Source organism: Pedobacter namyangjuensis (genome assembly GCF_003313325.1).
GTDB classification, from domain to species: Bacteria; Bacteroidota; Bacteroidia; order Sphingobacteriales; family Sphingobacteriaceae; genus Pedobacter; species Pedobacter namyangjuensis.
This window is the reverse complement of record NZ_QMHQ01000003.1, coordinates 187,386-200,997: the sequence shown is the minus strand read 5'-3', so window position 1 is coordinate 200,997 and position 13,612 is coordinate 187,386. Positions and strand designations below refer to the sequence as shown.

Sequence of the window (13,612 nt, the reverse complement as noted above, 5' to 3'; positions counted from 1 at the left end):
TACATTTTTTCTTTATAGTTAATATTGTTAAGTTTGTTAACCTTAACCTATTGGTATTGTTAATGCTCAAAAAGTTCTTCAACGGCGATAAGTTGGTAGGCGACATAAAGTCGTTTTCACTGGAAGAAAGAATTTTCAATACTTTCTGTATCATTGCTTTTATAGCGCTTCTTATAGAGGTGCCTTTCAATTTTTTTATAAGTTTACCTATACCCGCTATGCTTTGCAGTATTGGCGTAGTTATTTCTGCTGGTTTATATTACCTATCCAGGTTTAGGCGTAAATCAAAAATTGCAATACAGATTTTTTGCATAGCTTGCCATATTACTTTTACGGTAAATTATTTTTTTAACTCGGGCATTTACGGGCCAAACTTATTGTTGTTTAGCTTAGCATTTTTATTAATTATTGCTATCGTTTCCATTAAAGAATTTAAATTTTGGGTTGTTATAAACCTAACGCTAGTGTTCGGCATTTTGGTTATTGAATATCTAAATCCTCACTTTGTGCCAAATGCCTACGTAAGCGAAGGCAGTAAATTTGTAGATTTTGCAATTACTTATTTTGTAACGGTGCTGTTAACTTATTTTTCCATTAGTTACATCCGTAAAAACTATGATTACGAACGTTATTCTGTATTAAAAAGAAATTCATCTATTGAAGCCCAGAATAAAAGGATAATGGCGCAAAAAGAGGAATTGGAGAACATTAATGCTGAAAAGAACAAGTTGTTGTCTTTAGTTTCGCATGATTTGAGAGCACCTTTAAACTCAATACAGGGTTACTTGGAGATTTTAGCGGAGACTGATTTAGATGAAGCCGAAAGGATGAACTTGAAAAGACATTTACTACAGATAACCCGAGATACTTCTGAGATGTTAAATAATGTACTTACTTGGTCTAAGACACAGTTAGAAGGAACGAAGGTGAATATGACAAGCTTAAATATTTGCGACGTACTGCACAATGGCTTGAGTATAGAAAATAGTATTTCGAAAAGAAAGGGTGTTGGGCTAACCATAAATTGTGCCGATGACCTACATATTTTGGCCGATGTGAATATGGTGCAACTCGTTGTTAGAAATTTAGTGAATAATGCTATTAAGTTTACCCCTTCGTCTGGCTTGGTTAAGGTTAATGCAGAGAATGTTGACGGTAATTGCGTGATATCTGTAATAGACAACGGAATAGGGATTAGCGAGAAAGAGCAGGAAAAGTTATTTGCCTTAAAAGCTTCATCAACCTATGGTACCAATAACGAGAAAGGAGTGGGCTTGGGTTTGTTGCTTTGCAAGGAATTTACCGAAATGCAAAACGGACAAATTTGGTATAAAGCTAATGCCGATAAGGGTTCTGGTTTTTATCTTTCTTTTAAACTTCACCTTAATTAATAGGCAGGGATACAAAAAACGAAGCACCTTTGTTTTTTCCTTCGCTAGTTGCCCAAACCTGGCCTTTATGTTGCTCTATTAGCATCTTAACTATAGATAAACCAATTCCGTTAGAATATTCTCTACCAGTAGGTATGGCGCTTAGTTTTGCAAATTTCATAAAAAGTTTGTTCAAGTCTTCTTCTGTTAGTCCTTGTCCTTGATCTTTAAATTCAACCACTAATTCTTTTTCGTTATTTGAAATTTTGATTAGCACCTCCGTATTTATCGGAGCATACTTCAAAGCGTTACTAAGCAGGTTATCGAAAGCTTCTTGAAGTCGAATATCATCGCCAAGTATGCTCGTGTCGCAATTGCAAATTATATTAACCTTCTGGTTTTTTTGTGAAGCGATTAAATCGAAATTTTGCTTAGTTCTTTCTAAAGTTTTAAGAATGTCGATCTCGTCAACACTTAATTTAAATTCCAAATTTTCAATTTGAGACAGATCCAGCATCTTATTTAAGCCATTCAGTACATTGTTGGCTGCATTTTTTATTCTGTCTGCAAAGTCTGCTACAATTTTCGGATTATCTGCTTTTTTCTTAAGTAGTTCGGCAGATAAGGAGATGGTCATGTTTGGGTTTTTCATGTCGTGCACCACACGATTTAGCATGTCTGTTTGTGTGCGTAAAGCTTTTCTGGTGGCAAGGCGTAGCTCCAACTCGTCCATTACAATAGACGATAGCGTTTCTAGCATTTTAATTTGCTGGGCAGTTACGGTTCTGGGTTTTACGTCCAATACGCATAAAGTACCTAAATTTAATCCCTCAATAGTTCTAAGCGGGGCGCCGGCGTAAAAGCGTACACCATTGTCCATTGTAACAAATGGGTTTTCTAAAAGCGACGGTACCTCTAATGTGTTCTCAAAAGTTGTTGGCTTTTCATTTAGTATGGCATAAGTACAAAAGCTGTCTGCTCTAGGTATTTCTGTGGCTTCAAGCGGACTAATATTACTTTTGAAAAACACACGCTCGCTATCTACAAAAGTAACCTGAGCTATTGGCGTATCAAATATTTGAGCAGCCAAAGCTGCAATCTTGTCGAAAGTGTTTTCGGGTACAGTATCTAAAATGCCATAAGTGTGCAATTTAAGAAGTCGTTGCGTTTCGTTTTCTGGAAGTTGTAGTAATGGCATTTATGTAAATATTTGAACAGTAAAAGTACAAATATATTTTAATGCGTGTTAAACACTAAAATTTTCATATAAACGAATTTAAATTATCTATTTTATATTTTTTGGCAAAATTTTTAACTAAAAATCAAAATCAAGAACTTTTTTGTGTGTAAAATTATATCTATTCTGTTTATTTTATAATTTTTATTAGTTATTAACGGTAACTATCGTTTTTAATTTGATTTTTTGTGGTGTTTTATGATTTTCTATTCTATTTAAATTATTTTTTATCAAATATTTTCACTTTTTTAAGATAAAAAGTGAAAATAAATTATAATCTGTAGAATTATTGTTTATATTTGTGCTGTTCATACAAAAAAGTACATTTATATTTGGTTTGATTAAAGCTCTGGTTGGATGACCAGAGCTTTTTCATTAAATAATCAAAGCCAATTAAACACTCTAAAAAAGAGTGTGCTGAAATAGAACTAACAACCAACCAAACTATAGTACAAGACCAGTTCGATTTCTCGACTGGTCTTTTCGATTTAAGGAAATTTGGATTTGAACTTTTATTAATAATGCGTTAGTTATTTGTTGTAATAATTTTTGCTACCAATTCTTATTTATTATAAAATAAAAAAAACCAGCTCGATCTTTCGGCTGGTTTTTTTTTTAATATATCTTTCCGACTTGCGGATAAATCTTCTCAGATTATTTTGCTAAAACTTGCGTAACTAAATCAGCAGCTTCTTTTAATTGAATTGCAGAATAAACTTTAAGTCCCGACTCATCAATTAACTTTTTAGCTTCTTCAGCATTAGTACCTTGTAAACGGCAGATAATTGGAACAGGTACATTGCCAATTTCTTGGTAAGCATCAATAACACCTTGTGCAACTCTATCGCAACGTACAATACCACCAAAAATGTTAATGAAAATTGCTTTTACGTTAGGGTCTTTTAATATAATGTTAAAACCAGCTTTAACTGTAGTAGCATTAGCAGTACCACCCACGTCTAAGAAGTTAGCAGGCTCGCCACCAGCAATCTTGATAATATCCATAGTAGCCATTGCTAAACCAGCACCGTTAACCATACAGCCAACGTTACCATCTAGCTTAACATAGTTTAAGTTGCTTTCGCTAGCCTCAACATCAGTAGGGTCTTCTTCTAATTTATCACGCATAGCTGCATAATCTGGGTGGCGGTATAATGCGTTTTCGTCTAAATCAACCTTCGCATCAACAGCAATAATTTTATCATCACTAGTTTTTAAAACCGGGTTAATTTCGAACATTGCAGAATCGGTAGCGTCATAAGCTTTATAAAGTGCCGAAACAAACTTTACCATTTCTTTGTGCGCAGCGCCAGTTAAGCCTAAATTAAAAGCTATTTTACGAGCTTGAAAACCTTGTAAACCAACTTTCGGATCAATTTCTTCTTTAAAAATTAAATGAGGAGTGTGCTCTGCAACCTCTTCAATATCCATACCGCCTTCAGTACTGTACATAATAATGTTAGTACCATTAGCACGATCTAACAATACAGAAACGTAAAACTCCTTAGTTTCAGACGCACCTGGATAATAAACATCCTGAGCAACTAAAATCTTATTAACTTTTTTGCCTTCGGCACCAGTTTGTGGTGTAACCAATTGCATGCCTAAAATATCGGTAGCACGTTGTTTAACCTCATCTAAGTTTTTAGCTAGCTTAACGCCACCGCCTTTACCTCTACCACCTGCATGAATTTGTGCTTTAATCACAACCCAGTCAGAGTTATAGTCGGTTTTCATTTTTTTGGCGGCTTCTACAGCTTGATCAACTGTATCTGCAACTATACCTTCTTGTATAGCAACACCAAAACTCTTTAGAATTTGTTTACCTTGATATTCGTGGATATTCATCTGTTTATAATTTTGTTTTTATCTGTCAGATGGAGCCTAAGCGGTTAAAATAATTACTTTAACCACAACGGGTTCATTTGCTCAAAAAATTTGCTCAAATCTACAATTTCAAAACCTTTATGCAAAGCATAAAACGCATTTTAATGTAATTATTTAGTAGCTATACGTTTTAAGTTTTTGTTAAGAAAATGTTGGCCAGTTTTACATCGGATAATTCGGTCCCTTTTTTCGTTCCAATCTTTTTTTGTCATCAACTTTCACGAAATCTTCCAAAAAAAGGATTTCCACTGCAACCGTATTTAAAGAAGTTCTGGCAGCATTGCTATTAGTCAAATTAACACACGCGATTATCCAGATCGACTTGATGTAATTTTTCATAGAGTATCCTCTACAAATTTTCAATATGATGTAAATAAATTTATCAAAGCTTGAGGGGTGCTAGTTCATTAATAGCTGTACCACATTTTATTAACTAAACGGGATAGCAGTGTAAATACTTTTACCATCCCCGTTAGGGGGATTTTGGTAAAAGATTGAAACGAATAGCCCGGCTATCCACAAATATTTTCACAGCAATTGCTTTTCTACTGTTATTTATGTTCTTCAAAATACTTTTTCACCTGCCAGTCGCGGTAGTTCCAAGAAAGCCAAGAAAGCTGCGCTTGCTGTTCTTTGTAACGCTCAATTCTATTGTTTAACCTATCGTTGAAATTTTCGACAGCTTTCTTTTCATAGTCGGCTTTTACTTTTGCCGTATCAATAGACGGGCTTACAGATGTTGTCTGAGCTGATGCCGAAACTGTATCTATTTGAACGGCCGTTTCGGGTATAGTATCAAATACTTCATAAGAATATCTTGAATCCTTTGAATAGGCGGCAAGCATAGCTCGATTTTTATCTAAAATAGGCAATGTTTTATCAGACAGCGACATCACATGATCCAAATCTAACGTAATCGTTTTTCTATTATCGATATTATAATTAACAATAAGCACATCCCAATTTATAGTGCCAAATGAAATTAATATCACATACCAAATTATGCCATTTGTTTTTAACAGATAAAAAAGGGTTTTTTGTTGAGCCACTTTTATATAAACTGTAGCTAATCCTGCTGTGCAGAGCATTAGAAAAACTAATACGCCGATGCGTTTGTAGGTTAGACCATGCATTGCTATATAGTTGTAGTCTCTTAACAAAACAGAACAAACTAAAAAGGCATTTTGAGCTATCCAGATGTAAGCTAGAGTTTTTAAATGTTTACTTCTGCTAAAGAAGTTTAAATTACCGCTAAAGAAATAGATGATAACAAGCATAGCCATTATAATGCTGAAAATCAATGCATTTGTAGCGTCGTGCAGTTCTGCGGAATAGTTTTTACCAGGTAAATCTACGGTGTTGCCAAGCCATAAAGTATTAATATCTATACCGTTTAAAAGTAACAGCAGTATGTTTAGGGCAATTAGTGAAATAATACCGATAATATTTTCAGTTTTTAAGGCCATTTTTTTGCTGATGGCGTTACCGAAAAATATTGCTTTAATTTCTTGCGTAAAACTACTCGTGTTCTTTTCGCGTCTTTTTCGAAGCAATTTTTCCGTTTGGCTAATTTCCAGTTTCTCTAATGCATTCTCTTTAAAACCAAGTAAAATACCTGCTGTAAATAATATGCCTAAAACAATATGGAATATTCTGTCGAAAGCTAAATCTTTAAAAAAGAATAGGAAATTTCTTTCAATAAAATTGCCAAGTTCGTTAACATAACTTCCAAACACCGGGCTAGCAATACTGTAAATTATGGTAAAAAAGAACAATATTATTATTGGAATAATAACGTATTTAAATGGCCTTAAAAAAGGTTTTAGCGTGTGTTTGCCCAATTTTACCGTAATTAATTTTTTAATAAGGTTAATTGGTGAAGAAAGGATTTGTAAAAAACCAGAAAAACCAGCAGAAAAAACAGTTTTAATTAAATGCCCTTGCGTAAACCCAACGAAAATAAAAAGCGAAAGGTAGTAGCCAATAATATTTAACGCCATGTTGTTATACACTACTAGTATTGCGGCAAAAAGATTGGTGGCGCCAAAGAACAGCACTTTTTTATCCTTGAGCCTTGAGGTATCAGTGCACAATGCCAAGATGATAAACAAAGCGTGTATCAAAAGGTTAATGCCTAATTCTTCGTTCCAAAATATGAGGTTGAAAAGCAAACCACCGCCAAAGATGGCTAGAAGCTGCAGGTCTAATTGTTTTTTCATTATTTTAAGTTTTAATTGGGTTTGGTCATTTAAGTTTCTTAGCTGCCAGCAAATGGAGTCCCGAATACGCCTACGGCAAGCTCAGCCCATACAAGAAACAACAGCAGTAGAATGGCAAAGCAAATGGCGGCTCGCCACTGCGGTGATTGTATTTTCCTAAGCGTAAACTCTATGGCCAAACCGGTGCCAGTTAGCAGTGCGCCCATAATTACAAAATCGAAAAAGCTCCACTTCACTTCATTGGTAAATTGCATTGCCACCAGCGGAATAGCTAATATTAATGCTACGATTGAAAAAATAATTTTTAGTCTGTTGTTCGGATTAACTGTTTGATTTGTCATGAGTTTTGTTTTTTATAAGTGAATTAATATGAGCGAAAAATACCTGATGAAAGTGACCAATAATAGATGTAGGCAATCGGTATGTTTATGAGTAATATGCCTACCGTTTTAAGGGTTTTTAGCCTGTTTTCTGGTAAAGCAATTAGTGTTATTAAAAGTGTTGCCAGCAGAACTATGTTTATAATTACAGCAAAAACGAGGTAGATGAATCCAAGATAAATGAGGTTGTGATTCTTCGTGATTATATAATAGGCATAAATTAGTGTACCCAAAATAAAAGAATACTTGAAGCAGATTATGCTAATCTTGATAATGGTGTTATAATGTTCGTTTTTCATTTTATTTGTTAAAAGTACTTTGAAATTCAAAGTATAAGTTCAAAAAAAATTAAATTCCTTTTATCATTTTTTCTAAAGCATCTAAATGCGCTTTAAATTCTTGTTTTCCTAATGGAGTAATGATGTATGTTGTATTCGTTTTTTTTCCTATAAATGCTTTCTGTACCTTAAGATATTCTGCTTGCTCTAGCGTGTTTAGGTGAGAAGCAAGATTTCCGTCTGTAAGTTCTAACATTTGTTTTAGGTCGTTAAAGCTAACACTGTCGTTAGCAATAATAATCGACATTACGCCAAGTCGTATTCTACTATCAAATATTTTATTAAGAGCTTCTATTGGGTTTTTCATTACTTAGCCCTTTCGTATTTAAAGTACATTAAAAGCCCGTAAAAAATGTGTAGTATTCCAAAACCAAATGCCCAAAAGTATAATCCGTAGCCGATATAAAAAAGTGAAATTATACCTAACACGATTTCGCACATACCTAGAACCCTAATGTCAGAATAAGTGTATTTGCTTGCATTAACTAGCGCTAAACCATAAAAGATTAAGCAAGATGGAGCAATTAGGCCAACTGAATAGGGGTGATTAAATAAAAGGGCTAAAATAAAAAGGCCACCTGAAAATAATGGAATAGCTAAATTGATTAATAACTTTTTTGCTGTTTTATCCCAAATAGGAAGTTTTTTCTTTTGACTTTGACGAAATGTAAACAAAACGCCACCAGCTAATGCTACCACCAAAATGCCGATACCTAATTTAAAAAGATTTGCTTCAATTTCTGCATCAGCGTCTACACCGTAGCCAAAATCGCCATTTTGATAACGTACAAGTTGATTGTGAGCAAAGTAAGAGCCTAACAATGCTATAAAACCGGCAAATACGCCAGATAATCCGCTTAGCGAAATAAATCTAGACGAACGATCCATCATATTTCTGATGTCGCTCAGGGCACTTAATTGTTCTTCTTGATTAGTCATTTTAAAAGCACTTTGTTTTTCAAAGTTAAATAAGAATATTAGAATAGCAAATATTTTTTATAAAAAGATTTAAACGATTTTGAACAGGGCTTGTTATCGAGAGCGTTTTGCAACTATTTGACAATTTACAACCGTACAATTTAACAAATATGTAACTTTACAAAATGCTAAAGGCCACAGGAATTAAAAAAGCGTACGGAAATCTACCAATTTTAAAAGGAGTTGATTTTGAGGTTTCTAAAGGAGAGATAGTTAGTATAATTGGCGCTTCTGGCGCCGGCAAAAGCACGCTTTTACATATATTAGGTAGTTTAGACACGCCTGATTCTGGTGTAGTTGAGTTAAAAGGAACTAAAATAAGTAAGCTGAAAGGTGATTTGCTTAGCGCTTTCAGAAATCAGAATATTGGTTTTATCTTTCAATTTCACCATTTGCTTCCAGAATTTACCGCTTTAGAAAATATTTGTATACCTGCCTTTATTGCTAAAAAAAGCAAAAAGGACGCAGAGAAACGAGCTTACGAATTATTAGATCTGTTCGGGCTGAAGGATAGGGCGGAGCATAAGCCTAATCAACTTTCTGGCGGAGAACAGCAACGCGTTTCTGTAGCCAGAGCTTTGATCAATAATCCATCAATCGTTTTGGCCGATGAACCTTCTGGTAATTTAGACTCAGCAAATGCAACGGCTTTGCATCAACTCTTTATTAATTTGCGTGATAATTTTAATCAGACTTTTGTTATCGTTACACATAATGATGAGTTGGCAAAAATTAGCGACAGGGTGGTGACAATGAAAGACGGTTTGATCTCTACAGAATTGTAGTTTTCATTAATTACATCAATAAATCCTATAATAAAAATTGAAAATATTAATTACAAGTGGTACATCAGCCACTGCTTTAAAATTATTGAAAGCCTTTAACGGTGCCGAAGTTGTTTTTGGCGACTATGGTTCGGTGCCAGCTATGAAAACTGATCTCTACAGTTTTGAAAGTTTGGGTGAATTTAATGCAGATACCCTGGCCCATACTTTACTAAACGCATGTCTTGACTTAGGCATCGACAAACTTTTGCCTTTGCGTAACGATGAAATAGAAGCCGTTTCAAAATCAACGGTGCTTTTTAGCGAATTTAATATTGAAGTAATGTTGCCGAATGCCAAGGAGATAGATACTTTTTTAAAAGAAAAATCGCCTTTGGCTAATAATTGGGCAGTGTTCGAGAACGGTAATTTATTGTTTGCCACAGAAGCTAGAGCGTTTGTTTTAGCAAAAGCGAAGGCAGAAAATTTAACAGGAGCATTTTATTTTGACGATGCTACCATGGTTTTAATGTCAGTTTAATTTTTATGGCTTTTGAAGAAATTATAAAAGATAAACAAGCATTCGTTCTTGGATTTGACGATGTTATTTATCCGCAAAAAGACTATTTGTTGCAGGTTTACTACCTCTTTTCGGAATTTATGGCTCACAGTGAACAGGTAGATGCGAAAGAAATTTTAGCTTTTATGAAAGTTGCGTATGAAAAAGAAGGTGCAATTAACCTGTTTGATAAAACAGCTAAGGCTTTTAATTTGCCAGAAAAATACCGTACGAATTTCGCACTTTTACACCAAAATGCTCGTTTGCCATTAAAGCTTTTATTGTATAAGCAGTTACTGGCTCTTTTGCAAGAAATTGTAGTGGAGCGTAAAACGATATTTTTGTTGGTAGACGGCGATCCCGCTGAGCAGTTAAACAAGATAAAACAAGTAGAATGGAATGGCTTGGAACAATACTTAAAACTCTATTTTACCGCAGAGTTTGAGGCAAAACCGGCAATCGATAGTATAAATTATATACTTAGTAGCCATAAGCTAAATACGGATGAAGTTCTGATTGTTGGCTCCACTAACACCGACGAAAAATTTGCGCAAAACGCTGGAATAAAATATTTTAATGTAACAAAACTAATATAATTTTTTTTTCGTTAATTAGAGTGCTAATAAACACCTAAATGAAAATAAAACAAATCGCAATCTTGGCAGCTATTATAATAGCGTCTACAACCGCGTGCAAAAAAACTAAAGTAGTTCCGGATCCTCCAGTAACACCACCAGTTACAACTCCAACCACAAGCAGGGCAGATTTATCTAGGGATTCTATATTTCTGTATGCTAAGGAGGTGTATTTATGGAACGATAAATTACCTACTTATGAGGTCTTTAATCCGAGAAAATATACCAGTTCAACTACCGATCTTACTAATTATCAACAAGAGCTTTTTGATATAACTAAATATTCAAATCCTTTCGAATATAAAGCTGGTTACACCTCGTCTAAATACTCATATATTTTTGACCGTGCAAATAAAAATCCTACGGCCTTTGTTCCTACAGCTATTGCTTCAGTAGACTTAGAAGGTAATGGTAACGACTTAGGCTTAAAGTTAGGTGCATATGGTACCAGTAGTACAGATCAGAATGCATATGCCCTTTTTACAACTGCCGTATACCCTGGTTCGCCAGCTGCTTTAGCCGGAATGATTAGGAGCGATAGGATTTCAAAAGTAAATGGTAGAACTTTGGGAGCGAACTTTTCTACTGATAGAGATTTCATAAATACAGCTTTTGCAGCCAATACCATCACTATTGAAGGTACAAAGTATGTTAATGGGGTAGCGGGTGCTGCTTATACCGTAAGTTTAACTAAGGCTTCGTACAAAAGTAGTCCGGTTTATACTTCAAAGGTATTTACTGTTGGAGCCAAAAAAGTAGGTTATTTGGCTTATGCTCGTTTTTCTAATATGGATAATTCTAAACCCGCGTTTGATGCTGCCTTTAATACTTTCAGTACATCTGGAGTAACGGATTTGATTATCGATTTACGTTATAACGGTGGAGGGTATGTAAACACTGCCAAATATCTAATTGATTTAATTGCGCCATCGACAGCAAATGGTTCGGTTATGTTTGCGGAATACTATAATGCAACAATGCAAGGTGGTAACGCTAAAATTATGTCTAATCAACCATTGTTAGATGCCAATGATAAAATACGTTATCAAAACGGAAGGATGCTAACTTATGCAGACGTAAGCTATACCGTAGCAAATAATACCGAAAACTTCGAAAAACAAGGACCGTTAAGTAACATAACTAACGTCGTGTTTATTATTTCAGAGAGTACTGCTTCTGCTAGCGAGCTGGTTATTAATAGCCTAAAACCTTATATGAATGTGAAATTGGTTGGTGAGACATCTTACGGCAAGCCAGTGGGTTTTTTCCCTATCAGAATCGAAAACAAGTACGATGTTTATTATTCTATGTTTACTACTAAAAATTCTTTGGGGCAAGGCGATTACTACGATGGTTTTACACCAGATGTTGTGGAGGATTTTGATAATCCACTTTACAATTTTGGAGATGCCAAAGAAGATAATATAGCTGCAGCTTTGCAGCTATTAGCTCCTAATACACCTGTTACCGCTACAGCAGTAAAAACAATGTCAATTGGTGGCAGAGCTGTGAACGTGCAAAGTTTAGCTCCTATGAAGCCATTGGTTGATGGAAATGAATTTGTAGGAATGATACAGACAAAACATAAATTAAAATAGAAGAAAAAAGAGCCATTAACTTGGCTCTTTTGCTTTAAAATAACTTTTATTTTACATTTTGTAACAGAAAAACGGCTTAATTATTGGTAGAATTATAAAATTTTTATTAAGCTTGTTTAAACAAAATATTAAGACTATGACTGCGGAACTTATAGAGAAAGAAGAAATAGATGTTACTAAGATAATACCTGCTGAGAATAAACACACTGATGATATCGTTAGTCGATTGGCGGCGTCATCAAGATTGGGCAATGAATTTAAGGCGAAAGCCACTATTATTTTTAATACGACGGAAGGCGCTAAAAAGGTTCATACTACGGTTTGGTCTGTAACAGAGAAATATATACAGTTGAAAAACAATGTGCACATTCCAATAAAGTGCATAATTGATGTAGAATATTAAGAATAAAAAAGCCCGATTGCAAAATCGGGCTTTTTTATTTACTGCTTTTTGCTTTTTAGGGTTTCCCTAAATATTGCCTGTATATCTTTTTGTTTATCGATGTTAACAATTATTTCTTGTATCGCATTCGCGGCATCTTTAAAAAACGTTTTGTTAATGTTCTGGTACTCGTCAGTTGCTTTATGGTAATCTTTATGATCCTCTACACCAAAGTAAATAAATGGGATGTTTTTAGCATTAAAAGCTCCTTGGTCGCTTTGATTAGTCCAGTCATCAGAACCTAACTTTGGATCGTCATGGCCAAACAATACTTTTAGATTTGGATTTGTAGTAACGAAATAAGGTTTCAATTCAGGATATTTAAAAGTGCCCACTGCGTATAGCTCTTGCTTATCGTTATGGCTAATCATATCCATATTTATGTTAAGCCTAATCTTTTCTAATGCAACCGGCGGATTTGCTACAAAAGCTTTTGCACCTTGTAAGCCCATTTCTTCTGCGTCAAATAATGCAAAAATTAGGGTGTTGTTAGGCTTGTTTTTTGCGAAATATTTGGCAAACTGCAATAATGCGGCAGCGCCGGAAGCATTGTCGTCCGCACCGTTAAAAACTTCGTTTTTAATTATTCCGATATGGTCATAGTGCGCCGATATTACAATTACATTCTCCGTTTTGCCGGGGATGCAGGCAATTAGGTTTTTCCCTTTCACAGTTTCGCTACCATTACGAGATTTAAATTCAAAGTCGTATTCGTAAGTGTTTTTTCCTGGGAATGGTTTTACGCCAATTTCCTTTAATCTACCAGTTAAGTACGTTCTTGCCATTTCTGCACCTTTTGTGCCTGTTTTTCTTCCTTCGTATGCATCAGAAGCTAACACTTCAACATCTTTTAATAATTGCTCGCCAACTTGGTCGTTGTTGGAAGTTGTTTTTACCGTACCACAGCTCATTAATAAAGCTAGGGGTATCAGAAATATTCTTTTCATTTTATAAATTGCTTAATTGATATAGGTAAAGGTAAATATATTACGCCATATAATGCATAACGGGGTTTTGGAATGATGCATACTTTAGCCAAAAGTTAGAATCGTTGTAATTTAAACCCGATTGTAGCAGAAATACTTTTTGATGAAAATTCTTTCACTCCACTCCAAACGGCAGCAAAAAGATTGTAGCGGAAAGCGGGACAGGTTTAGCCATTTGAACTGGCCTTGTTTTTCGAATTAGCTAACCACCTAAGAAGC

General features: G+C 34.7%; 13 protein-coding genes. 6 read left to right on the top strand and 7 right to left on the bottom strand.

All coding sequences use genetic code 11. From position 1 onward, the window contains the following. Nucleotides 1–62 precede the first annotated feature (62 nt). Nucleotides 63–1,391, top strand: a complete 1,329-nt coding sequence (locus DUT69_RS12750; protein WP_113653637.1) for a HAMP domain-containing sensor histidine kinase — start codon at nucleotides 63–65, stop codon at nucleotides 1,389–1,391. Here the strand turns inward: DUT69_RS12750 and DUT69_RS12745 are convergent. The 6 genes from DUT69_RS12745 to DUT69_RS12720 all read right to left on the bottom strand — a co-directional run bounded on the left by DUT69_RS12745 (nucleotide 1,384) and on the right by DUT69_RS12720 (nucleotide 8,370). Then, entirely contained in the window at nucleotides 1,384–2,568 is a 1,185-nt protein-coding gene (locus DUT69_RS12745; RefSeq protein ID WP_113653636.1) for a GAF domain-containing sensor histidine kinase, read from the bottom strand. The two genes, DUT69_RS12750 and DUT69_RS12745, sit on opposite strands and share 8 nt — an antisense overlap. A gap of 693 nt (nucleotides 2,569–3,261) precedes the next feature. Next, nucleotides 3,262–4,455, bottom strand: coding sequence for an ADP-forming succinate--CoA ligase subunit beta (gene sucC / locus DUT69_RS12740; RefSeq protein ID WP_113653635.1), 1,194 nt, complete (start codon nucleotides 4,453–4,455; stop codon nucleotides 3,262–3,264). A gap of 590 nt (nucleotides 4,456–5,045) precedes the next feature. Continuing rightward, nucleotides 5,046–6,713: a DUF4153 domain-containing protein gene (locus tag DUT69_RS12735; protein WP_113653634.1), complete on the bottom strand. Its 1,668-nt coding sequence runs from the start codon at nucleotides 6,711–6,713 to the stop codon at nucleotides 5,046–5,048. A gap of 38 nt (nucleotides 6,714–6,751) precedes the next feature. After that, nucleotides 6,752–7,054 carry a hypothetical protein gene (locus DUT69_RS12730; RefSeq protein WP_113653633.1) on the bottom strand — a complete coding sequence of 101 codons (303 nt, stop codon included), beginning with the start codon at nucleotides 7,052–7,054 and terminating at the stop codon, nucleotides 6,752–6,754. A gap of 387 nt (nucleotides 7,055–7,441) precedes the next feature. Beyond that, nucleotides 7,442–7,738, bottom strand: coding sequence for a winged helix-turn-helix domain-containing protein (locus tag DUT69_RS12725; protein ID WP_113653632.1), 297 nt, complete (start codon nucleotides 7,736–7,738; stop codon nucleotides 7,442–7,444). Next, nucleotides 7,738–8,370 carry a hypothetical protein gene (locus DUT69_RS12720; RefSeq protein WP_113653631.1) on the bottom strand — a complete coding sequence of 211 codons (633 nt, stop codon included), beginning with the start codon at nucleotides 8,368–8,370 and terminating at the stop codon, nucleotides 7,738–7,740. The genes DUT69_RS12725 and DUT69_RS12720 overlap by 1 nt, the downstream gene beginning before the upstream one ends. Before the next feature lie 164 nt (nucleotides 8,371–8,534). On the opposite strand from DUT69_RS12720, the gene DUT69_RS12715 reads away from it, so the two are divergent. From DUT69_RS12715 to DUT69_RS12695, 5 genes are all read left to right on the top strand, one after another. After that, a complete protein-coding gene (locus DUT69_RS12715; protein ID WP_113653630.1) occupies nucleotides 8,535–9,194 on the top strand; it encodes an ABC transporter ATP-binding protein in 660 nt (219 codons plus the stop codon). A gap of 37 nt (nucleotides 9,195–9,231) precedes the next feature. After that, complete coding sequence (locus DUT69_RS12710; protein WP_113653629.1) at nucleotides 9,232–9,714, top strand: hypothetical protein; 483 nt, start codon at nucleotides 9,232–9,234, stop codon at nucleotides 9,712–9,714. Nucleotides 9,715–9,719: 5 nt separating this feature from the next. Continuing rightward, entirely contained in the window at nucleotides 9,720–10,328 is a 609-nt protein-coding gene (locus tag DUT69_RS12705) for an HAD hydrolase-like protein (RefSeq protein ID WP_113653628.1), read from the top strand. A 38-nt stretch (nucleotides 10,329–10,366) separates the two neighbouring features. Next, complete coding sequence (locus DUT69_RS12700) at nucleotides 10,367–11,965, top strand: S41 family peptidase (RefSeq protein ID WP_113653627.1); 1,599 nt, start codon at nucleotides 10,367–10,369, stop codon at nucleotides 11,963–11,965. 136 nt (nucleotides 11,966–12,101) lie between these two features. Further along, entirely contained in the window at nucleotides 12,102–12,368 is a 267-nt protein-coding gene (locus tag DUT69_RS12695) for a hypothetical protein (protein WP_113653626.1), read from the top strand. 38 nt (nucleotides 12,369–12,406) lie between these two features. Here the strand turns inward: DUT69_RS12695 and DUT69_RS12690 are convergent, their stop codons facing one another. Further along, a complete protein-coding gene (locus DUT69_RS12690; protein WP_205314270.1) occupies nucleotides 12,407–13,354 on the bottom strand; it encodes a M28 family peptidase in 948 nt (315 codons plus the stop codon). Nucleotides 13,355–13,612: the final 258 nt, after the last annotated feature.

Excerpts from the sequence above, each read along its gene's own strand:
- DUT69_RS12715 (WP_113653630.1), top strand. The coding sequence starts at position 8,535 with ATGCTAAAGGCCACAGGAATTAAAAAAGCGTACGGAAATCTACCAATT.
- DUT69_RS12745 (WP_113653636.1), bottom strand. The coding sequence starts at position 2,568 with ATGCCATTACTACAACTTCCAGAAAACGAAACGCAACGACTTCTTAAA.
- DUT69_RS12720 (WP_113653631.1), bottom strand. The coding sequence starts at position 8,370 with ATGACTAATCAAGAAGAACAATTAAGTGCCCTGAGCGACATCAGAAAT.
- DUT69_RS12735 (WP_113653634.1), bottom strand. The coding sequence starts at position 6,713 with ATGAAAAAACAATTAGACCTGCAGCTTCTAGCCATCTTTGGCGGTGGT.
- DUT69_RS12750 (WP_113653637.1), top strand. The coding sequence starts at position 63 with ATGCTCAAAAAGTTCTTCAACGGCGATAAGTTGGTAGGCGACATAAAG.
- DUT69_RS12695 (WP_113653626.1), top strand. The coding sequence starts at position 12,102 with ATGACTGCGGAACTTATAGAGAAAGAAGAAATAGATGTTACTAAGATA.
- DUT69_RS12725 (WP_113653632.1), bottom strand. The coding sequence starts at position 7,738 with ATGAAAAACCCAATAGAAGCTCTTAATAAAATATTTGATAGTAGAATA.
- DUT69_RS12700 (WP_113653627.1), top strand. The coding sequence starts at position 10,367 with ATGAAAATAAAACAAATCGCAATCTTGGCAGCTATTATAATAGCGTCT.
- DUT69_RS12705 (WP_113653628.1), top strand. The coding sequence starts at position 9,720 with ATGGCTTTTGAAGAAATTATAAAAGATAAACAAGCATTCGTTCTTGGA.
- sucC (WP_113653635.1), bottom strand. The coding sequence starts at position 4,455 with ATGAATATCCACGAATATCAAGGTAAACAAATTCTAAAGAGTTTTGGT.
- DUT69_RS12690 (WP_205314270.1), bottom strand. The coding sequence starts at position 13,354 with ATGAAAAGAATATTTCTGATACCCCTAGCTTTATTAATGAGCTGTGGT.
- DUT69_RS12730 (WP_113653633.1), bottom strand. The coding sequence starts at position 7,054 with ATGACAAATCAAACAGTTAATCCGAACAACAGACTAAAAATTATTTTT.